This window comes from Shewanella psychropiezotolerans (genome assembly GCF_007197555.1).
Lineage (GTDB): Bacteria > Pseudomonadota > Gammaproteobacteria > Enterobacterales > Shewanellaceae > Shewanella > Shewanella psychropiezotolerans.
Genome location: NZ_CP041614.1, coordinates 1,291,579 through 1,313,404, shown reverse-complemented (window position 1 = coordinate 1,313,404; position 21,826 = coordinate 1,291,579). Strand labels below are relative to the sequence as shown.

Below are 21,826 nucleotides of genomic sequence, written 5' to 3'. Positions count from 1 at the left end.
GATTTTGGTCCTCCTAATAATGGTATCAATTACAGTGATTATTAGCGGGTACACGCGAAATATCCCAAACATGACTTAACCGAGATCTAAAATAGGATCGCGACGGTGAAAGGATCTAGGATATGATCGCGAAATATACTTTACAAACACGCTCAATTCGGTATAGAATTCCGCACCATTTTTAAATTAACTTGAGTCAAAAATTGACTCATTACAAACTACACCTAAGGGGTGATGGCGTATGCCAATAATTAAAGTACGCGAAAATGAACCATTTGACGTAGCTCTACGTCGTTTTAAGCGCTCTTGTGAAAAAGCCGGTATCTTAGCTGATGTTCGCGCTCGTGAGTTCTACGAGAAGCCAACGACTTGCCGTAAGCGTGCTAAAGCCGCTGCAGTTAAGCGTCTTGCTAAGAAGCTTTCTCGCGAAAACGCTCGTCGCGTACGTTTATACTAATCTATTATGAGCCTAGTAGATCAGCTAAAAAGCCAAATGAAAGACGCTATGCGTGCCAAAGCTAAGGTACGCTTGGGGACTATCCGTATGGCGCTAGCCGCCGTCAAACAGATTGAAGTGGATACCCGCGAAACTCTGACTGATGACCAAGCTATAGCTGTCTTAACCAAAATGGTTAAACAGCGTCGTGATTCGATTACACAATATAGTGCAGCCGGACGTGACGAACTAGCAGCAATTGAAGCAGAAGAGATCAAGATTCTTGAAGTCTTCCTGCCTCAGCCTCTTACTGAAGAGGAAATTGCCGTGCTAGTTGATGCAAGCATCGAAGAGATGGGCGCATCCTCCATGGCGGATATGGGCAAAGTAATGGGCGCATTAAAACCTAAAGTCTTAGGCAGAGCTGATATGGCGGCAATAGGCGCTATGATCAGAGCTAAACTTAAGTAACTTAAGAATAATGCGTAAATAAGCCGTGCTCTTGCGCGGCTTGTTTGTTTGTACTGTTTCAGTTTTTCATTTCGCGATAATAGCGAAAGGCGGCATTTACCAAACTAATGGCGATACCTCGTGATTTTATCAATGAGCTAGTAGCTCGCATCGATATTGTCGACTTAATCGACGTTAAGGTGCCCCTTAAGAAGGCGGGTAAAAACCACTCTGCCTGTTGTCCGTTTCATAGTGAAAAATCACCTTCTTTTACCGTCAGTAGAGATAAACAGTTCTACCATTGTTTCGGCTGTGGTGCCCATGGCAATGTCATCGACTTCGTCATGGAATATGACCGTCTCGATTTTATCGACGCGATAGAAGAGCTAGCTGGCCAACTGGGTCTAGAAGTGCCCAGAGAGCAAGGTACAGGTAAGAGACGCGATGAAGGATTGAGCCGCGACCTGTATCAATTAATGGAAGAAGCTAGCCGACACTTTCAGAGCCAGCTTAGACAACATAAAGACAAACAAAAAGTTCTCGATTATCTGGATCATCGAGGCCTATCCGAGAAAGTAATAGAACACTTCAATATCGGATTTGCACCAGAGGGCTGGGATGGTTTACTCAGTCGCTACCGCCAGAGTCAGGATTCTCAAGATAAACTACTCACCGCGGGAATGGTGATAGAAAACGATAACGGTAGACGTTACGACCGATTTCGCGACCGGTTAATGTTCCCGATTCGTGACAGACGAGGCCGGGTTATTGGCTTCGGCGGAAGAGTTTTAGGTGATGGTACACCCAAATACTTGAATTCTCCGGAAACGCCCATATTTCATAAGGGCAATGAGCTGTACGGACTCTATGAGCTTAAGCAGCGTCACAGAGATCCACAGCGAGTACTCATAGTCGAAGGCTATATGGACGTGGTCGCACTGGCACAGTTTGATGTCGACTATGCAGTCGCCTCTCTCGGTACGGCAACCACGGCAGAGCAGTTTCAACTCCTGTTGCGTAGTGCCAAGGAGGTCATCTGTTGTTATGACGGTGACAGAGCCGGGGTCGAAGCCGCATGGCGTGCATTAGAAACCGCATTGCCGCTGCTCAAACCCGGTAACCAAGTTAGATTTATGTTCCTGCCTCAAGGTGAAGATCCAGATACTATGGTGCGCCAGGTAGGAAAAGAAGCATTCGAAAGTCAGATTGATGATGCTAAAGCACTCCCTGAGTTTCTTTTTGAAACGTTAGCCCAACGCCATGGCGCCGATAAAGGGACATTAGCTAAGCAAGCCATTGGTTTAATTGAGAAAGTACAAGACACCGTTCTACAGAGTCTACTGCTGGAAAATCTAGCCTATAAACTCGGAATGAACGGTGCCGATGAGTTAAGAAGAAAGTTGGGTTTCAGCTCTAAACATCAGGGCCAAACTCTTCAGAATAAAGCGTTAAAAGGACGAGGAACCCCATTGCGACTAGCCATCGCACTGCTAGTACAACATCCTATGTTAGGTGAAGGACTGCCGGTGCAGCCGGCACTGAAACACATCAAGATGGCCGGCGTAGATTTGCTGATCCACTTGCTAGACATTACTCGTAAACAAGTTAAAAACAGCGCACAACTACTTGAACAGTACAGGGATGCTCCACAATTAGGCACCCTAAAAAAACTGACCCAATGGGACCATCAAGTGGCGGATGAAAACTTGCAGCAAGAGTTTAGAAAAACCCTGATCTGGCTCAATAATCAATATATTGAGCAGCGATATCAGGAATTGAGTCTAAAACAGAACCATACTAAAGAAGAAAGGATTCAGCTAAGCAAGCTGATCGCAGTCATACAAGGGCAAAATTAAGACACTTTATGTCTTAAAACTAAGCACTTGGACTAGCACACGGAAGCGCACAAGGCTATAATTGACGATTTGCGTGGCGATAAATTATTGCCCGTCGTTTTAACCGATACCCAACTTGGATGATATCTATGGAGCACACTCCTCAGTCGCAACTTAAATTGTTGCTAGCTAAAGGTAAAGAGCAAGGCTACTTAACCTATGCAGAAGTGAATGATCACTTGCCTGCTGATATGGTCGATGCAGACCAGATCGAAGATATTGTCCAGATGATTAATGACATGGGTATTCGCGTCTATGAACAGGCGCCGGATGCTGATGAAATCATGATGACAGAAGACAGCACAGATGATGATGCTGCAGAAGAAGCTGCCGCTGCACTTGCAACGGTAGAGGCCGAGCTTGGTCGTACAACAGATCCAGTCCGTATGTATATGCGTGAAATGGGGACTGTTGAACTTCTTACCCGTGAAGGCGAGATCGTTATCGCTAAACGTATCGAAGAAGGAATTTATACCGTTCAAGCATCGGTCGCCGAGTACCCTCCAGCGATTGCCTCGATCCTCGATCAGTTCGATCGCTATGAAGCCGAAGAAGTTCGTCTATCCGATATCATCTCAGGTTTTATCGACCCTAATGCCGCTGATATAGCCCCAACGGCCACTCACATTGGTTCAGATTTGTCACAAAGTGAGCTCGACAAAGATGACTCAAAGGATGACTCGAAGGATGATGATGAAGATGAAGAAGAGGAAGGTCCAAAAGGACCAGATCCTGAAGAATCTAAAGAGCGCTTCACTCAGCTAAGAGAAGTACATGAGAATACGCTGAGGATCATCGCAGACAAAGGTCGTGGCCATCCTGAAGCAACCGTTGCCCTGTTTGAGATTGGTGAATTATTTAAAGAATTCCGTCTCATGCCTAAGCAGTTCGACCGCTTAGTCAAGAACATGCGTGCCACCATGGATAAGGTCCGTGTTCAAGAACGTTTGATCATGAAGCTCTGTGTCGAACAAGCTAAGATGCCTAAGAAAAACTTCGTTAAGGGCTATACCGCCGACGAAAGCAGCATAGCCTGGTTTGACGCCGAACTCGCCTCTAAGAAACCTTATGCTGAAGGTTTAAAGATGATCGAGCCTGACGTTCGTCGTTGTCGCTTCAAGCTCGATATTATCGAGAAAGAAACCGGACTCGCGATTGCGTCTATCAAAGACATCAATCGTCGTATGTCGATCGGTGAAGCTAAGGCTCGCCGCGCTAAGAAAGAGATGGTAGAAGCTAACTTGCGTCTGGTTATCTCTATAGCTAAAAAGTACACCAACCGTGGTCTACAGTTCCTGGATCTTATTCAGGAAGGTAACATTGGCCTGATGAAAGCGGTTGATAAGTTCGAATATCGTCGTGGTTATAAGTTCTCAACCTACGCAACTTGGTGGATCCGTCAGGCGATCACTCGCTCTATTGCCGATCAGGCAAGAACGATCCGTATCCCGGTGCACATGATTGAGACAATCAACAAGCTGAACCGTATTTCTCGTCAGATGCTACAGGAAATGGGCCGCGAGCCGACTCCTGAAGAGCTGGCTGAGCGTATGCTGATGCCTGAAGATAAGATCCGTAAGGTACTTAAGATTGCCAAAGAGCCTATCTCAATGGAAACACCTATCGGTGATGACGAAGATTCGCACTTAGGTGATTTCATCGAGGATACCACTCTCGAGCTACCTTTGGATTCTGCCACAGGCGAAAGCCTGCGAAACGCGACTCACGAAGTATTAGCAGGTCTAACGGCCCGTGAAGCTAAGGTGTTGCGTATGCGTTTCGGTATCGACATGAACACTGACCATACGCTCGAAGAGGTTGGTAAGCAGTTCGACGTGACCCGTGAGCGTATTCGTCAGATTGAAGCTAAGGCGCTGCGTAAGCTACGTCACCCTTCTCGCTCTGAGATCCTCAAGTCTTTCCTTGACGAGTAAGTCTACTCGCTAAGCATTAGCTCGTAGAGACTCGAAAGCCCTGCCATTTTGGCGGGGCTTTTTGTTTCCTTCATCACTTCCTAAATTACCCCTCCCTCAAAAAATGCGCCCCTCCCCTTACTCCCATTAAATTCAATCTTCCAAGATAAACGGGTAAAAAAGCAATCAGCGCAGAATCCCCACGACTACACCACAAACTAACAGCCCATAAAAATAGCAGAAACAGATAAATTTCCCGCGGATTGATTAACAGATAAGCAGTTGAATTTAAAGTTAGCATTTCTCTTCAAAACACGGGTGACAAGCGCATTTAAACCTCGTATACTTCTCGTCGCTTCAGGTAGTGACGACTTCCTTTAGTAGGCCCCTTAGCTCAGTTGGTTAGAGCATACGACTCATAATCGTCAGGTCCCCAGTTCGAGTCTGGGAGGGGCCACCAATTTAAAACAAAAAAGCCTGCACCTAGTGCGGGCTTTTTTGTGTCTGGAATTTAAAAGACAATTCATAATCGTCATCATATGCCCTAACAGTTCGACTCTGGTCGGGGGCTGATAGAAGACCAGATATTATTCAAACAAAAAAGCCTGCATGGCTGCAGGCTCTTTCTCAAAATTAACTCTCTTGTCTCTTTTTCTATGCCAGACTTTTCTATGGCAGACTTTCTATGGCAGGACTAGATGCCTAACTTGTCCCTCATGGTGTAGTACCAGGCACCAATTGCGCTAAACGGTACTTGCATTATATGCCCCCGGGGAAAGGGTAATGTGGCAAGCTGGCGAACGCATCGAAGCGGGTCGCCTGTCCGTGGATCACATCGGCGAGTATCTTGCCCGCCAGATGAGTGTAGGTCACCCCATGACCGCTACAGCCTTGTGAGTAATAGATGTTATCGCCGATACGGCCGACTTGAGGCAGACGGGACAGAGTCAACAGAAAGTTTCCCGTCCAGGTATATTCAATTTTTACATCTTTGAGCTGCGGGAAGGTCTCCAGCATCTTGGGCCGTATGATGGCCGCGATATCGGCTGGATCTCGTGCACCGTACACCACACCGCCGCCATAGATGAGTCGTTTATCGCCGGATAGCCTGAAGTAATCCAGCAGATAGTTACAGTCTTCGACGCAGTAATCTTGTGGTAACAGGCTAGCGGCGAGCTCGTCACTCAATGGCTCGGTAGTGATGACCTGAGTGCCGCAGGGCATAGACTTGGCCTGTAATTCTGGGATAAGTCCATTGAGATAGGCATTACCCGCAACGATGACAAACTTGGCTTTGACCGAACCTTGTGCCGTATGAATAGTCGGGTTATCGCCCTGCTCAACCTTAATAACGGCCGAGTTTTCATAGATCTTTCCACCTTGACCCTCTACCGCCTGGGCCTCCCCCAAGGCTAGATTGAGCGGATGGATATGACCGCCACTTTTATCTAATAAACCACCAATATAGCGTTCTGAGCCGACCACAGAACCTATGCCTTGCTCATCTAATAGCTCTAGATGTCCAAGGTGGCCATGCTTCTCCCAGAGTGCTTTTTGATGCTCTAAATGTCCCATCTGTTTCTTGTTCATCGCGGCAAATACGCCACCATCTTTAAGGTCACACTGTATCTCGTGCTTGGCGATCAACTGCTTGATGATCCGCCCACCTTCGAAGGCCATTTCACCAAATAACTGACCAGTCTCTTTGCCGACTGTGCGTTCTATGGAGTCTATATCCCGGCTGAAGCTGTTGACTATCTGGCCGCCGTTACGACCCGACGCCCCCCAACCGACTCGAGCCGCTTCCAGTACTGTGACGCTGTAACCTAGCTCTAGCAGATGTAGCGCCGACGATAGGCCGGTATAACCGGCACCTATGATACAGACATCGGTTTCTATATTGTCGTTAAGCTGAGCACGTTCGACCTTGTCATTGGCCGACGCCGCATAATAAGATTCTGTGTGAGGTACGCTGGGCATATCATTCCCCTAATTTAAATTCAGTAAAAGTGGCTTACTCCTCCTAGATCAAAAGTAAGCCAGAGTATGTCAGATAACTACATGGCCGGTGGCAGGTTCTTGCGCTCGCTTCTACGCGCCAGATACCAACAGATAAATGCGATCAAAGAAACCGTCAGAATGATCAGGGTAGCTAAGGCATTGATCTTGGGAGAAACGCCCATACGCACCGACGAGAACACCACCATGGGCAAGGTGGTCGCCCCTGGTCCCGATGTGAAGCTGGCTATCACTAAGTCATCCAAAGACAAGCTAAATGACAGTAGCCAGCCCGCCGCCAATGAAGGCGAGATCATGGGGACTGTGATATGGAAGAAAGTCTTCAATGGCGTCGCCCCAAGATCCTGAGCCGCCTCCTCGATTGAGAGGTCCAATTCACGCAGGCGAGCCGAAACCACCACGGCCACATAGGATGCACAGAAGGTCGAGTGAGCAATCCACACCGTCATCATGCCGCGCTCCTTGGGCCAGCCCAAGAGATCTGCCATATGAATAAACAGCAGCAACAGCGACAGACCCGTGATCACTTCCGGCATCACTAAAGGCGCTGTGATCATGTTCGACAGTGTTATCTTGCCCCATGAACGTTTGAAACGTGTCATCACGAACGCCGCCATTGTGCCTAATACCACAGCCATAGTGGAGGCGAAGAAGGCCACTTTCAAACTGGTCCATACCGCATCTAAGATCTGCTGATCGCGAAACAGTTCACCGTACCACTTAGGCGAGAATCCGCCCCACACCGTCACCAGCTTGGACTCGTTGAACGAGTAGATGACTAAGATAAGCATGGGAGCATAGAGGAAAAACATCCCCGCCCACAGCATGATGGTAGAGAAACTCAACTTGCTTAATCTGCTCATAGGTCACTCTCCATACTCTTGGCCTGATAGCGATGGAACAAGGTGATAGGAATGATTAACAGACCTAACATGATGATTGCCAGCGCCGATGCCACGGGCCAGTCCCGGTTATTGAAGAACTCCTGCCACAACACCTTACCTATCATCAAGGAATCGGGGCCACCCAAGAGTTCAGGAATAACGAACTCACCAACGACGGGAATAAACACCAGCATGGAGCCCGCTATAACCCCGCCCTTAGACAGAGGTAAGGTGACTCTCCAGAAAGTATTCAGGCTACGGGAGCCCAGATCCGACGCCGCCTCTAACAAGCTACCATCGAGCTGAGACAGAGTCGCATACAGGGGGAGTATCATAAACGGCAGATAGGTGTAGATGATGCCGATATAAACAGCAAAGTTAGTGTTGAGCATCTGAATAGGCTCTGAGATCACCCCAAGCCACATTAAGAAATTATTGATCACCCCGTTATTGCTTAACAGTCCCATCCAGGCATAAACCCGAATGAGGAATGAGGTCCAAGATGGCAACATCACCAATAAAATCAATAGCCCTTGATTTTTCTTCGGGGCTCTGGCAATGGCGTAAGCCATGGGGTAACCGATCAACAAGCAGCCTAGAGTGGTGATAAAGGCCATCTTGATTGACCCCAGATAAGCCTGAACATACAGGGAGTCTTCGAAGATCAGCAGGTAATTCCCCAGATTGAGCATGATCTGCAATGACTCATCGGCATAACTGGCCAGAGACTCATAGGGAGGGATCGAGATGGCTGCCGTCGACAGGCTAATTTTCAGTACGATGGCGAACGGGAGGGCGAAAAATAGGAGTAACCAGAAATAAGGCAAGCCTATGGTCCAGTATTTTCCCTTGGGTAATCTAAACTTTAATGATCTTTTCATGATGCCACCTTAAGATCTGAGAACCACTCCACTGGTGGCCTCCCAGCTGATGAATACCTTGTCTTGCCATGTCGGCGGATCCGAGCGACGCTCTCTGTTAGTCATCATGGACTGGATCACTTGCTTATTGCTCAGTCGAATATAGTAGACAGAGATCCCCCAAGGTAGGCGATATCTTCAACCTCACCTCGGCACCAGTTATATTCACCGTCCGGTTGTTCGCGGCTGATACGCGCCTTCTCTGGCCTTACTGCTAACCAGACGCGTTTATCATCGACATTGGTCGAGACGCCGTGACTGATATAGAATTGTTGCGTTAAATCGGGAGATTGTATGATGGCATGATCCGGCTTATCGACGATGATTTCACCCTCGAACAGGTTCACAGAACCGATAAATTCCGCCACCATACGGCAGGTGGGGCTCTCATAGATATCCATGGGCGAGCCAGTCTGCACTATCTTGCCCTCATGCATGATGGCGATACGCTCCGCCATAGTCATGGCTTCCTCCTGATCGTGAGTCACCATCACACAGGTCACCCCGACCTCTTCGAGAATATCGACCACTTCCAGCTGCATCTCGGTTCTAAGCTTCTTATCCAATGCGCCCATTGGCTCATCGAGTAAGAGTAACTTAGGTCGCTTAGCCAGAGAGCGAGCGAGGGCGACTCGTTGACGTTGACCGCCAGAGAGCTGATTGGGTTTACGTTTGGCATAATCTTCCATATGCACGAGCTTGAGCATCTCCTTGACCCTTTGCGCTATCTCCTCTTTCGGCAGCTTGTCCTGCTGCAGACCGAAGGCGATATTTTTTTCCACCGTCATATGAGGAAACAGGGCATAGGATTGGAACATCATGTTGATGGGCCGCTCATGGGGCGGCATATCAGTAATGTCGACTCCGTCGAGGATAATGCGCCCCTCGGAGGGCTTCTCGAAACCCGCCAACATACGCAGCAAGGTGGACTTGCCTGAGCCTGAGCCACCCAAAAGGGCGAAGATCTCTCCCTTATATATATTCAGTGACACATCATCGACGGCTCGGACCTCATCGAATAATTTGCTGACCCGCTCAACCTTAAGCAGTAGCTCACCTTGCGTCTTTGTTGTTGGTTTAATGACGACGCCTGCGTTGCTAACCATATTACTTCTCCACAACAGGCACTGTGACAGTGCCTACGGTAATATCAAATTGAATAACAAAAGAGATTTAGACAAAAAAGAGCAAACCCACAGGCTTGCCCTTACCTTCTAATAACCTGACTTAACCTTGGTCCAGACGCGAGTCATCACTCGCTGGGCCTTCAACGGACGAACCTCACCCACATAAAGGCGCTTGAGGATCTCTTCATTGGGATAGATGGAGGTATCGTTTAAGATCTCTTTATCTACAAACTCTTGAGCGGCTACGTTAGGATTGGCATAGGCCACATAGTTAGTAATAGGGGCTATCACTTCAGGACGAAGCAGGTAGTTGATGAAGGTATGTGCATTCTGAACATTTTTAGCATCGGCAGGGATCGCCAGCATATCGAACCAAAGATTAGCCCCCTCTTTCGGAATGGCATAACTAATCACTTGACCATTATCGGCCTCTTCGGCACGAGCCGCCGCCTGGAAAATATCTCCCGAATAACCGAATGCGACACAGATATCGCCATTAGCAAGATCGGTAATATAACGAGAAGAGTGGAAGTAAGTGATATAGGGACGAACTTTAGCCAAGACTTCACCGGCTTTCTTAAAATCCTCAGACTTAGTGCTGTTGGGATCTAAACCAAGATAGAGCATAGCCATTGGAACCATCTCATCGGCTGAGTCCAACAATGCTAAGCCACATGAGGTTAATTTTTCTGCATACTTAGGATTAAAAATCAGCTCAAGAGAGTCCAGCGGCGCATCGTCACCTAATACAGCTTTGACCTTAGCTTCGTTATAGCCTATACCATTGGTTCCCCATAGATATGGCACCGAATACTGATTACCTGGATCAGCCGTTTCCAGCTGTTTCATCAGCTCAGGATTTAAGTTCTTATGGTTTGGCAGTTGATTAGAATCTAGTTTTTGAAATGCTCCGGCCTTGATCTGTTTAGCCAGGAAGCTATTCGATGGCACCACAATATCGTAACCCGAACTGCCAGAGAGCAATTTAGCTTCGACCACTTCATTACTGTCGAACACATCATAGATGACACGGATCCCAGTCTCTTTCTCGAAATTAGCTAAAGTGTCTTCGGCAATATAATCAGACCAGTTATAGACGCGAACAACCTCTTCGGCCATGGCTCCTGTACTGGCAAATACACCCGCTCCCAAAAGCGCAAGTGTGGTCATCTTCTTTAATAGCTTCATGGTATCTCCTTGATTTAGCGTAGCAGCAGGCCTAAGCCTGCTGTCTGTCATTGTTTCCGGTCATGCCGGTTTTAGTTTTTATTTTTGACCAATGCTACAGCTTAAAACTGCATCGGCAGTGCCCTGCTAATCGTTTCAAATCCTTTAAAAAATGTGTTAACTAATGAATAAGTTCCTCTTTTCTCTGTTAATAACCTGACTTGGCTTTAGTCCAGGCTCGGGTCATCTTGCGCTGTATCTTCAAAGGTCTAACTTCGCGGATATACAAGTTGTTGATCACTTCCTGACTGGGATAGATCCCCGGATTACTCAAGATAGCTTCATCTACCATGGGCTGTGCCTTATCGTTGGGATTGGCATAGGCCACATAATTAGAGATCTCAGCAATCACTTCAGGGCGCAGCAGATAGTTAATAAACTGGTGGGCATTATCGACATTCTCAGCATCCGATGGGATGGCCAGCATATCGAACCAAAGATTCGCACCCTCTTTTGCTATCGAGTAACTAATCTTCTGACCATTACCCGCCTCATCGGCTCTCGCCGCCGCCTGAAATACGTCGCCAGAGAAGCCAAAGGCCACACAGATATCGCCATTAGCCAGATCGGTAATATAACGAGATGAATGGAAGTAAGTCACATAGGGACGAACCTTAGCTATCGCTTCACCAGCCAGCTTATAATCATCAGGATTAGTGCTGTTAGGATCGAGTTTGAGGTAAGTGAGCGCTTGAGAAATCATCTCATCGGCAGAATCCATCATGGAGAAACCACAGCTGGATATCTTCTCGGCATACTTGGGGTTAAAGAGAAGCTCCAGAGAATCAAATGGTGGCTCTTGCCCTAACACAGCCTTGACCTTTTCCAGGTTGTAACCTATCCCAGTGGTTCCCCACAAATAAGGCACAGCAAACTTATTTTGCGGATCGGCTTTCTCAAGCTGCTGCATAAGATCTGAATTTAAATTGCCTAAGTTAGTCAGCTTACTCTTATCTAAAGGCAGAAAAGCGCCCATCTTAATCTGCTTAGCTAAGAAGTCATTGGACGGCACCACTATGTCATAGCCAGAATGGCCTGAAAGCAGTTTAGCCTCCACCACCTCCATGCTATCGAACACATCATATATGACCCGAATCCCGGTCTCTTTCTGAAAGTTTGCTAAGGTGTCCTTAGCAATATAATCGTTCCAGTTGTAAACCTTCAGCACCTCTTCGGCATGAACTCCAGCAGCGGCTAAAGTACAGAAGAGGACCAAAAATGATGTTTTCAGCGTTTTAAAAAGATCCATTTATCTCTCCATTCTAGCGTGTTACAGATAGCCATAAACTAACTGTTAGTCATTGTGTTACCGATAAAAATCGATTTTATTATTTTCCAATGCTACACCTAAAAACCGCACCGACCGCTTGCCATGTAAACCTGCTAACATGGCATTACTGCACATCAAGCCCAATTGACTGCTTGACGCTTATTTCATTTTCTCTAATGGGTTAACTCACTTTAAAATTCAAACTTAAGGGAGCCCCAACGGCTCCCTATTCGATTAAACAGTTAACAGTAGGAACTCACGTTCCCAGGAGCTGATCACTCGTTTATAACTGGCAAGGTCCGCCTGTTTCACCGCGATATAACCTGTGGTAAACGCCTCTCCAAGGTATTCACGACACGCGGCACTTTCAGCCATAACCCCTAGGGCTTCCTCTAGTGTCAGAGGCAAGCTGATACTTTGACGGCTCTCATTGGCGCGCCCTTGAACTGGCGTAGATGGCTTAACATCCTCAATCATGCCTATATAGCCGGCTAACAAGCTGGCGGCGATAGACAGATAACTGTTGGCATCGGCTCCAGCGATGCGATTCTCAACTCTCAGGTTTTGCGGAGAAGACTCGGGAATACGCAGACCGCAGGTTCTGTTCTCTTCCCCCCATTCGAGGTTGATAGGCGCAGAAGTACCGGGAAGGAAGCGTCTGAATGAGTTCACATTAGGGGCGAGTAAGGGCAATAACTCGGGTATAAATTTCTGCAGACCACCGATATAGCTATAGAACAGCGGGCCCTTGGTACCATCATTCAGTGAGAAGATATTCTTACCGGTTTTGGCATCCACTATGCTCTGGTGGAGATGCATGGCACTGCCAGGCTCATCGGCTACAGGCTTGGCCATAAAAGTGGCGCAGACATTGTGTTTAAGTGCCGCCTCACGCAAGGTGCGTTTAAATACAAACACCTGATCGGCAAGAGACAGGGCATCACCATGACTGAAGTTAATCTCCATCTGGGCCGTGCCCTCTTCATGGATCAGGGTATCGATATCTAAACCTTGGATCTCACACCAGTCATACATATCTTCAAATAGGGGATCGTACTCATTAGCCGCATCGATAGAGAAAGATTGTCTACCTGACTCCTGACGACCACTGCGTCCCACGGGGGGATCAACGGCTGATCGGGATCTTCATTACGACGAGTCAGATAAAACTCCATCTCTGGTGCAACCACCGGCTTCCAGCCTTTATCTTCATAGAGCTTGAGCACCTTCTTCAACACGTTTCGCGGAGACAACTCTATAGGATTGCCCATCTTGTCATAGGTATCATGAATAACCTGGGCCGTAGCCTCTATGGTCCAAGGTAACTTGAACACGGCATTCTCGTCGGGCACACAGATAAAATCGATATCGGCCTTATCTAACAGGGCATCATAGGGCTCATCTTCGACATAATCCCCGGTCACCGTCTGCAGCAGTACACTCTCGGGCATACGCATGCCCTTCTCATCGATAAACTTATCCACCGGCGCAATCTTGCCTCTGGCGATTCCTGTCATATCACAGATGACACATTCAACTTCTGTTATTTTTTGTTCTTTTAAATAAGCTGTTAATTTTTTCATTTTTTATCTCGTTCGGCTGTTTGCACGACGTTCACAGGCAACACTGAAAGCGTTAAAAATTGAGGTATAAAACGGATTGTCTAACACCTTCCATTCAGGATGCCACTGCACGCCCAGTGCAAAATTCTTTGCATCTTTAATAGAGAATGCCTCTACTAAACCATCTGGGGCATATGCTTCTGGCCGTAACCCAATACCCAGACGATCGACGCCTTGGGTATGCACAGAGTTCACCTCTGCGGAGCTACGGCCCCATGCCTCATGGAGCAATCCTCCAGGTTCAATGTGCACCTCGTGAGAGATGCCATACTGCACTTCGACTGGCTCTTGCTTATCTTCTCTGTGTTCGATAAAGCCACCCACTTGATGTAATTTCTGGTGCAAACTGCCACCGAAGACCACATTCATCTCCTGAAAACCACGACAAATCGCCAACACAGGAATACCGGCATCGATTGCCGCCTTGAGTAAGGGCATAGTTGTAGCGTCGCGTTTAGGATCGTGGTGAGTACCCGCCTCGCTTGGCTGGCCCTGAAAGTGATGGGGCTCGATATTTGAAGGAGAACCGGTAAAGAGAATGCCGTCCAGACGAGGTAAGATTAGCTCCGCCGGACAATGACCTAATGCAGGAATGACTAATGGCCAAGCCTTAGTCGCGTCCGCGATACTAAGCAGGTACTTTTCACCGACTATATTGAATGGATGTAAGCCTAAATCCTGATTGCACGCCGTCACCCCAATGACAGCAAGCCCTGCATCCGACATAAATCACCTTTATTGTTATATTTTTTATTTTATCTTTCACACTTGCTCAAGTATGTGAACACACATTAAGCAACTGTTCAGTTTTTCAAACACTACACTGAAAATAGCAAACAGGCAAGAGGCTAATTGAATACAATTTGAAATGATAACAACAAATACAACAAACAACTTAATAACAACCACTTAGTCAAAATGAGATATTGAATGAGTACTAGATACAAGCAATTTATCAGTTTTAAATGGAAATCTACTGAGTTAACTTTAGCGATATAGATCACGGTAACCGCTTGACATTGACCAATATTATTTACATCGAATATTCAATTAATTGATTATTTACTAAGCTGTAAATCACTATTTATACTGAATGTTTATAAATAACAGCATAAAAGTCTAGATGCTAACGGCAGTAAACTTTGAATCTGCTAGAAAGTAGCCATAAGACAGAATGGATCACGCCAAGGCGAAAGGGATAAAACAGGGAGGAAATAAGCAGGAAGCAAGGAATAAGGCTAAAATAGGTGAAAAGTGCGGAAAACCGCACCCAGATACCATCGAGTTTATTGTATCTAAAAGCAAATCACTCAACTGAACAAATTAGTATTAGAAATTGGCAGGAGTCGTGGCACTCACCAGCCTACACTCTTCATCGAATGGATTTCTGAATCTATGGGGAGACTCACTGTTAAAGTAATAACTATCACCGGCTTCGAGAATAAAAACCTCATCCCCTACCGTGAGCTCGAGTTTGCCTTCGAGCACCATGGCCGCTTCTTCACCCTCATGCTTGAGCATCTCTGCACCTGTGTCGGAACCGGGAGGATAAGTCTCACTCATTACCGACATGGCGCGATTAGGGTAATCTCGTCCGATTAACTTATAGTCTAAGTTGCCGTCACCTATGTCCAATAGCTCGTCACTTCGGTACACCACCTTGGCCTCGCTTTCACCGTTCCCCTCCATAGAGAAGAAATCAACCAGAGACAGAGGCAGACCGGACAGCACCTTCTTCAATGAGCTCACCGAAGGACTGACACTATTTTTCTCAATCATAGAGATGGTGCTATTGGTCACTCCAGCTCTCTTAGCAAGTTCTCGTTGCGACAGACCTTTCTGTTTACGGATAACTTTCAGGCTAGCTCCAATATCCAAATGCATATCTCCTGTAAGAATGCTTAATTATTCTTTATTACTATTAATCTAGGATAAAAAATGTGCAGATTATTCTTCATACTAATTTGTATCAAACAAAAAAGCATGTTAAATATAAACAACACCCGTGAATTATATATGACTCTAGCTTAATTGCAAAAACATACTGTGCTAAGTCAGGTTAATTCTCAATGGCTAATAGATAATAAGTAATAACAAATCAGTGCTGATCAAACAGTAATAAAGCCGTACTAAACAAGAATAGCCAAGCCCAATAGTCATCAACGAATAACAAGATCTAATAACAAAAAATCTGGAGATATGATGCTAGTTAAGCGCCCGGTTCACAGCGACCAATACCCCTCGTCATACTATTTCGATACTGCCAAGGAGCTATATGAGCACCCGCAACTGCAAGAATCTATCAAGGTAGATGTCTGTGTCGTCGGTGGTGGTTTCAGTGGCATCAACACAGCCATAGAATTAGCCCAGAAAGGATTTTCGGTGGCCCTGTTAGAGGCGAAACGCATAGGCTGGGGAGCATCGGGACGCAATGGCGGAGAGCTGATACGTGGCATTGGCCATAATATTGAACAGTTCCGAGACATCATAGGCGAAGAAGGCGTTCAAGCCATCAACCAGATGGGCTTCGAAGCCGTCGACATCGTCAGGCAGAGAGTCAAAGAACACAAGATAGACTGCAATCTGCAGATGGGATATTGCGACTTAGCCACCAAACCCAGGCACATGAAAGAGCTTTATGAAGACTATGAAGACCTAGTATCCCAAGGCAGAGGAGAGGGGTTTAAAATCCTCGAGAAGCAAGACATCAGTCAGGTCATAGGCTCAGATTGTTATGAGGGGGCTCTGGTCGATATGAACAGCGGTCACCTTCATCCACTCAATCTGGCACTGGGCGAAGCTAGGGTCGCTCGTATGCTTGGGGTGAAGATGTATGAATACAGCGCCGCAGAAAAAATTATCAAGGGCGATAAGCCCAAGGTGCTCACTGCCAAAGGTGAAGTGAACTGTCAGTACTTAGTCCTGGCGGGGAACGCCTATATTGGCCACAAGCTCGACAGCTATGTCGGTGGCAAGGTGCTACCGGCCGGGAGCTACCTGCTCGCCACAGAGCCATTAACCGACGAACAGTGCAAAACAATCATCCCGCAGAATATGGCCTTCGCCGATATGCGTATCGATCTGGATTACTTCCATCTATCAGAAGATAACCGCCTGCTTTTCGGTGGTCTGTGCACTTACTCAGGCAAAGATCCTAAAGATATCGAAGCGGCTCTCAGGCCGAACTTAGAAAAGGTCTTCCCGCAACTCAAAGGAATTAGAATCGATTTCGAGTGGGGCGGCATGATAGGCATAGGCGCGAACCGCCTGCCCCAGATTGGCCGACTACCTGATTGCCCTAATATCCTCTACGCCCAGGCCTATGCGGGTCACGGCGTTAACGCCACCCATATGGCAGCGAGACTCATCAGTGAAGCCCTGACAGCCCAAGCCGGACGCTTCGATATCTTCGACAAGGTGCAACATATGACCTTCCCCGGCGGGCCAACATTCAGATCGCCCATGCTGGCGGCAGGCATGCTCTACCATAGGATGTTGGATATTTTTTAGAAAAATATCTTTAAATTTGTCACCAAGGTAGGGACTTGTCGGATAACAAGTTTCAAGTCTCTTTTTAGTTTGGTTTCATTGGGCTGGTATGGTACTTGGCAGTATTCTGCATACCAATATTGCATTGTTATCTACCGCCTGTCCGGCGAGGAATGTGCCAACACTTCTGTGACACGCTGTGAATATGTCCCTATACGCTCTGCGGTTTCATCCCTGAAACCGAAGGTCACAGCCGCGTTCACACCTGAGTATTTACCTCTTCGATTTTAGTTTTATTGGCTGAGCGTCTAATTTAAAACAGATTGATTAAAAAATAACTTACTCAGCAGAGCTAAAAATCACGCAGCATTTTTTAGTCCCATGACAGTACTTTGTTAAATGACATTTTTACGCAATACCTTAATTTCCTGATTGTACCCACTTTGATCATAATTTTCAGAGTGCTGATTCATGAAACCATGAAGAAAAGGGACTTGTCTGATTGATACATTATCGGTACCAGTGAGGTTTGCGATAAGTTCATTTACTGAAAAGTGAGATTCAGATGCTAGAAAAATCAGATCTATCGGAAATCTTGGTTCCACATACCTGTTACTGCGAATTTGTGAACCATACGTTTTTCCAAAAATATCAGAAACTATGAGTGTTTTCATCATACCCCTCGTGTAATTTAACGCATTCGCTGCTGCCATGTTAATTAATAGGCCTGTTACTAATATATCGACCATTTTCTAGCTCTGAAAAATACTGTTTAAGCATTGGATGGCTAATAGGTTCCAAAATATCATCAGGCGCTAAGTTTTGTTCGGCCACATAAGTTGAATGTGAACTCTCATGAACTAAGACACTATACCAAGGCTTATTTTTTGGAGGTCGAGACTTAGCAACTTGTTCATACCAACTATCAGTTAGTTGAAAGTTCAAATCAACATCGACAATAACTCCACGATAGCCAAAAAGCCGGTGGTGAATTAAGTCGCCAACGGAAAACTTTGCATTGGTTATATTTGTTACCGTTCCCATACAATCTTCTCCATTTTCAAGCTGATTAGACTAATAATAGCTGTACAGTGCGCGTGCACAATTAATAAAGCTATTATTTCGCATGCGCGCATAGTATCTAGCTGAATTTATAGCTATTAACAGTTATTTTCAAAGATTGAAAATTAAAAGTATGCAGAGAATAAGATCAGATGTACTCGTATGAAATCAAGGGTTCGCGGCGCATCGCAGATGCCTTCTCAAAGTGAAAGTGCACATCTCCCGTAGGGAAGTAATAGATAACCTTAAAGGTAAACGTTAACACTCACTAGCCAACATCCACTCAGCTAGAAGTTAAACCAGAAAATGTCCTCAAGCTTCATTCGAAGCAAACTCACTGTATGAGGAAAAACAACCTAGATTTTCGGACAAATAAGCAGCGGTAGATGCAGATATCAAAAAAAGCCTTGCTGAAACTCAACCTATATTAACGATAAGCGAATTTTACCTATCCTTTTTCAACGATAATACAATGAAAGGTGCTTTTATTTATATAAGGATGAGTTAATCCCCTAGTTAAGTGCTGTTTCACAGTGTCAGATACACTGGTGTGATAGCTTTACGTCCCTTAAAAAAAGCTTTACAGATCAGTTTAACAACGGGGTTAGCGTGGCAATTCGAGATAAAAAATTAATCAATAACATAGGTATTCAGGTGGTTATCGCCATGATAATTGGTGCCTTAGTGGGCCTCTACATGGGAGAGGATGCCGTCATATTTGGGCCTCTGGGTACCATTTTCATCCACCTGATTAAGATGCTGGTCATTCCCTTAGTCGTAGTATCCATTATCGCCGGCGCCGCCAGCTTAGGTGATAGCCCTTCTGCGGGTAAGATAGGTATCGGCACTTTTGCCTTCTTCATTATCACCTCAGGCGTTGCCGTCACGCTGGCACTGGTCATGGGAAATATTTTTAAACCCGGAGCTGGCATAGACTTTAGCGCACACGGTCAATCACTAGCTCAAGTCACTGCCGAGCAAGGCACGCTTCCTAGTGCCATAGATACTCTGATAGGCATGATCCCGACCAATGTGTTTGAGTCTATGACCTCGGGAAATATTCTGCAGATCTTGGTCTTCTGTATCTTTTTCGGTATCGCATTAAGTAAAGTGAAAGGCGATGGTGCTAAGCCGATTATCAAGGGCCTCAATACTGTAGTAGAAGCCTTCGTATGGATGATCAATTGCGTGATGATCATTGCGCCTCTGGGCGTATTTGGTTTGATGGCTGAATCAGTGGGTTCATTCGGGTTTCAGGCTCTAGAAGTCGTATTGAAGCTATTCCTTGTATTCGTGGTGGCGATTCTCATCTATGCCTTCATCTTCTTTCCGTTAGTAGTGAAGCTTTTCTCTAACGTCCCTGTGATGAAGTTTGTCTCGGCGATGAAGAAGCCTCAGGCGATGGCACTATCTACCGCGTCATCTATGGCGACATTGCCAGTCACCATGGAAACCTGTGAAGAGGAGCTCAATGTCTCCAAGGCAACCACAGCCTTCGTATTACCACTGGGCGCGACCATCAACATGACGGGGAACGCTATCTACTATGGCTTGGTCGCCATGTTCTTCGCTCAGATGTATCACGTCGATCTGACCATGACAGCCTATGCTGCCATTATCTTCACTTCGACACTGGGCGCCATAGGTCAAGCCGGCGTGCCAGGGCCCTCCTTCCTCGTTGTCGCCGTACTACTTGCTGCCGGGATCCCGATTGACGGCCTACCACTCTTGTTCGCTCTGGATCGTATATTTGACATGATCCGTACCTCTCTGAACATTACAGGCGACGCAGTTTGCGCAGTAGTAATGGATAGATTCAGTCCAGAAAATAAATAGTCTGGATCACGAATATTAGTCATAAATATTGGCGATAAAAAAGCCCCTTTACCAAAACGTAGAGGGGCTTTTTTGGGAAGTTAAGGTTCTAGATCCTAGCTCCTCGAACCTTAAGCCTTCAATCCAACATAATCCAAGTCGCTTTTATTTCAGTGTACTTATCGAAAGCATGCAGTGACTTGTCGCGGCCGTTGCCAGACTGTTTATAGCCACCAAACGGTGCCGTCATGTCGCCGCCATCATAATGGTTAATCCACACCATACCGCTACGCAGCGCCTTGGCGGTCTTATGAGCCTTGCTGATATCCGAAGTCCAGACACCTGCGGCCAGGCCGTAAATACTGTCGTTACCGATTGATATGGCTTGCTCCATGCCATCGAAGGTAATCACAGATAGCACGGGACCGAAGATCTCCTCTTTAGCGATAGTCATCTGGTTATTCACGTCACTGAATATGGTCGGCTGTACATAGACGCCGCCACATTCTGCCATCACCTGCTCGCCACCTTGTATGAGTTTTGCGCCTTCATCGAGCCCAGATTTTATATAGCCTAAGACATTATCCAACTGTTGTTTATCCACCACGGCGCCACAAGTGGTGGCAGGATCCAGCGGATGTCCCGGCTGCCAGGCTTGCATCTCCTCGGCTATCAATGTCAGCAACTCGTCTTTAACGCCAGCTTCCACCAACAGCCGAGAACCCGCGGTACAGACCTCGCCCTGATTAAAGGCTATGGCGGCTGCGGCGGCTTCGGCGGCCTTCTTAAGATTTGGCGCATCGTTGAAAACGATATTCGGGCTCTTGCCACCCGCCTCGAGCCAGACACGCTTCATGTTTGATTCACCGGCATAGATCATCAGCTGCTTGGCTATCTTAGTCGAACCAGTGAAGACCAAGGTATCGACATCCATATGCAGCGCTAAGGCCTTACCTACCGTATGACCGAAACCGGGTAGGACATTGAGCACACCTTTTGGAATGCCCGCCTCTATGGCTATTTGCGCCATGCGAATCGCGGTAAGTGGAGACTTTTCAGAAGGTTTCAGTACCACAGAGTTCCCAGTTGCCAAGGCAGGGCCTAGTTTCCAGCACGCCATCAAGATGGGGAAGTTCCAGGGCACTATGGCCGCGACGACACCGACCGGCTCGCGGGTGATCATGCCTATCTCATTGTGAGCCGTAGGCGCGAGTTCATCATAAATCTTATCGATAGCTTCACCGGACCAACGAATAGCTCGAGCGGCGCCGTCAACATCGACCGCACCCGAGTAGCGAATTGGCTTACCCATGTCTAAGGTCTCTAGCAAGGCGAGCTCGTCTCGGCTTTGCTCCAGCAAGTCGGCAAAACGTATCATGACCTGTTTACGCTTTACCGGAGCGAGTTCAGACCACACTCCTGAGTCGAAAGTGTCTCTGGCATTGGCCACGGCTATGTTGGCATCTTCTAAGTCGCAACTGGCAACCTGACACAGCACTCGGCCATCGACGGGGCTGACACAATCGAATCGCTCACCGGACACTGACGCTAAATACTCCCCCCGATAAAGGCATCGGCCTTGATCTCTCCTTGGCTGATAAGTCTATCGGCTAGGTTTTGCCATTGTTCGCGACTGCTTGGTGTACTCATGATGACCTCTTGACGGGTGATTAATAGATCCTCAGATTACGCTTTTA

Annotated in this window: 14 protein-coding genes, 1 tRNA gene and 4 pseudogenes; 7 read left to right on the top strand and 12 right to left on the bottom strand. The window is 46.8% G+C overall.

Annotated elements, in window-relative coordinates; all coding sequences use genetic code 11:
- The first annotated feature begins 241 nt into the window (after nt 1-241).
- The 5 genes from rpsU to FM037_RS05795 all read left to right on the top strand — a co-directional run bounded on the left by rpsU (nt 242) and on the right by FM037_RS05795 (nt 5,154).
- Nucleotides 242-457 carry a 30S ribosomal protein S21 gene (gene rpsU / locus FM037_RS05815; RefSeq protein WP_142872304.1) on the top strand — a complete coding sequence of 72 codons (216 nt, stop codon included), beginning with the start codon at nt 242-244 and terminating at the stop codon, nt 455-457.
- 6 nt (nt 458-463) lie between these two features.
- On the top strand, nt 464-907 hold the full coding sequence (locus tag FM037_RS05810) for a GatB/YqeY domain-containing protein (RefSeq protein ID WP_144045219.1): 444 nt from the start codon (nt 464-466) through the stop codon (nt 905-907).
- Between the two features lie 107 nt (nt 908-1,014).
- Nucleotides 1,015-2,742 (top strand): DNA primase, encoded by a 1,728-nt coding sequence (gene dnaG / locus FM037_RS05805; protein ID WP_144045218.1) that lies wholly within the window; start codon nt 1,015-1,017, stop codon nt 2,740-2,742.
- A gap of 128 nt (nt 2,743-2,870) precedes the next feature.
- Nucleotides 2,871-4,715: an RNA polymerase sigma factor RpoD gene (rpoD, locus tag FM037_RS05800; RefSeq protein ID WP_221937475.1), complete on the top strand. Its 1,845-nt coding sequence runs from the start codon at nt 2,871-2,873 to the stop codon at nt 4,713-4,715.
- A 362-nt stretch (nt 4,716-5,077) separates the two neighbouring features.
- Nucleotides 5,078-5,154, top strand: a tRNA-Ile gene (locus FM037_RS05795).
- 234 nt (nt 5,155-5,388) lie between these two features.
- On the opposite strand, the pseudogene FM037_RS05790 reads toward FM037_RS05795, so the two are convergent.
- The 9 genes and pseudogenes from FM037_RS05790 to FM037_RS05750 all read right to left on the bottom strand — a co-directional run bounded on the left by FM037_RS05790 (nt 5,389) and on the right by FM037_RS05750 (nt 15,641).
- Nucleotides 5,389-6,674 (bottom strand): annotated as a pseudogene (locus FM037_RS05790) (NAD(P)/FAD-dependent oxidoreductase).
- A gap of 77 nt (nt 6,675-6,751) precedes the next feature.
- Entirely contained in the window at nt 6,752-7,576 is an 825-nt protein-coding gene (locus FM037_RS05785) for an ABC transporter permease subunit (RefSeq protein WP_144045216.1), read from the bottom strand.
- On the bottom strand, nt 7,573-8,478 hold the full coding sequence (locus FM037_RS05780; RefSeq protein WP_144045215.1) for an ABC transporter permease subunit: 906 nt from the start codon (nt 8,476-8,478) through the stop codon (nt 7,573-7,575). Before FM037_RS05780 ends, FM037_RS05785 begins: the two co-directional genes overlap by 4 nt.
- A gap of 9 nt (nt 8,479-8,487) precedes the next feature.
- Nucleotides 8,488-9,623: pseudogene (gene potA, locus FM037_RS05775) on the bottom strand (polyamine ABC transporter ATP-binding protein).
- Nucleotides 9,624-9,731: 108 nt separating this feature from the next.
- Nucleotides 9,732-10,832: a polyamine ABC transporter substrate-binding protein gene (locus FM037_RS05770; protein ID WP_144045214.1), complete on the bottom strand. Its 1,101-nt coding sequence runs from the start codon at nt 10,830-10,832 to the stop codon at nt 9,732-9,734.
- A 187-nt stretch (nt 10,833-11,019) separates the two neighbouring features.
- Nucleotides 11,020-12,120: a polyamine ABC transporter substrate-binding protein gene (locus tag FM037_RS05765; RefSeq protein ID WP_144045213.1), complete on the bottom strand. Its 1,101-nt coding sequence runs from the start codon at nt 12,118-12,120 to the stop codon at nt 11,020-11,022.
- 255 nt (nt 12,121-12,375) lie between these two features.
- Nucleotides 12,376-13,724, bottom strand: a pseudogene (locus FM037_RS05760) (glutamine synthetase family protein).
- Nucleotides 13,725-13,727: 3 nt separating this feature from the next.
- Nucleotides 13,728-14,489 (bottom strand): gamma-glutamyl-gamma-aminobutyrate hydrolase family protein, encoded by a 762-nt coding sequence (locus tag FM037_RS05755; protein ID WP_144045212.1) that lies wholly within the window; start codon nt 14,487-14,489, stop codon nt 13,728-13,730.
- Between the two features lie 603 nt (nt 14,490-15,092).
- On the bottom strand, nt 15,093-15,641 hold the full coding sequence (locus FM037_RS05750) for a cupin domain-containing protein (RefSeq protein ID WP_144048848.1): 549 nt from the start codon (nt 15,639-15,641) through the stop codon (nt 15,093-15,095).
- A 324-nt stretch (nt 15,642-15,965) separates the two neighbouring features.
- Between FM037_RS05750 and FM037_RS05745 the strand changes: the two genes are divergently transcribed.
- Complete coding sequence (locus tag FM037_RS05745; protein WP_144048847.1) at nt 15,966-17,273, top strand: NAD(P)/FAD-dependent oxidoreductase; 1,308 nt, start codon at nt 15,966-15,968, stop codon at nt 17,271-17,273.
- 374 nt (nt 17,274-17,647) lie between these two features.
- Here the strand turns inward: FM037_RS05745 and FM037_RS05740 are convergent, their stop codons facing one another.
- Both FM037_RS05740 and hspQ read right to left on the bottom strand, forming a co-directional pair.
- Complete coding sequence (locus FM037_RS05740; protein WP_144045211.1) at nt 17,648-17,965, bottom strand: hypothetical protein; 318 nt, start codon at nt 17,963-17,965, stop codon at nt 17,648-17,650.
- A 1-nt stretch (nt 17,966) separates the two neighbouring features.
- Nucleotides 17,967-18,296, bottom strand: a complete 330-nt coding sequence (gene hspQ, locus FM037_RS05735; protein ID WP_144045210.1) for a heat shock protein HspQ — start codon at nt 18,294-18,296, stop codon at nt 17,967-17,969.
- A 627-nt stretch (nt 18,297-18,923) separates the two neighbouring features.
- Here hspQ and FM037_RS05730 point away from each other — a divergent pair.
- Entirely contained in the window at nt 18,924-20,150 is a 1,227-nt protein-coding gene (locus FM037_RS05730) for a dicarboxylate/amino acid:cation symporter (RefSeq protein ID WP_407695632.1), read from the top strand.
- A 118-nt stretch (nt 20,151-20,268) separates the two neighbouring features.
- Here the strand turns inward: FM037_RS05730 and FM037_RS05725 are convergent.
- Nucleotides 20,269-21,779 (bottom strand): annotated as a pseudogene (locus FM037_RS05725) (aldehyde dehydrogenase).
- Nucleotides 21,780-21,826: the final 47 nt, after the last annotated feature.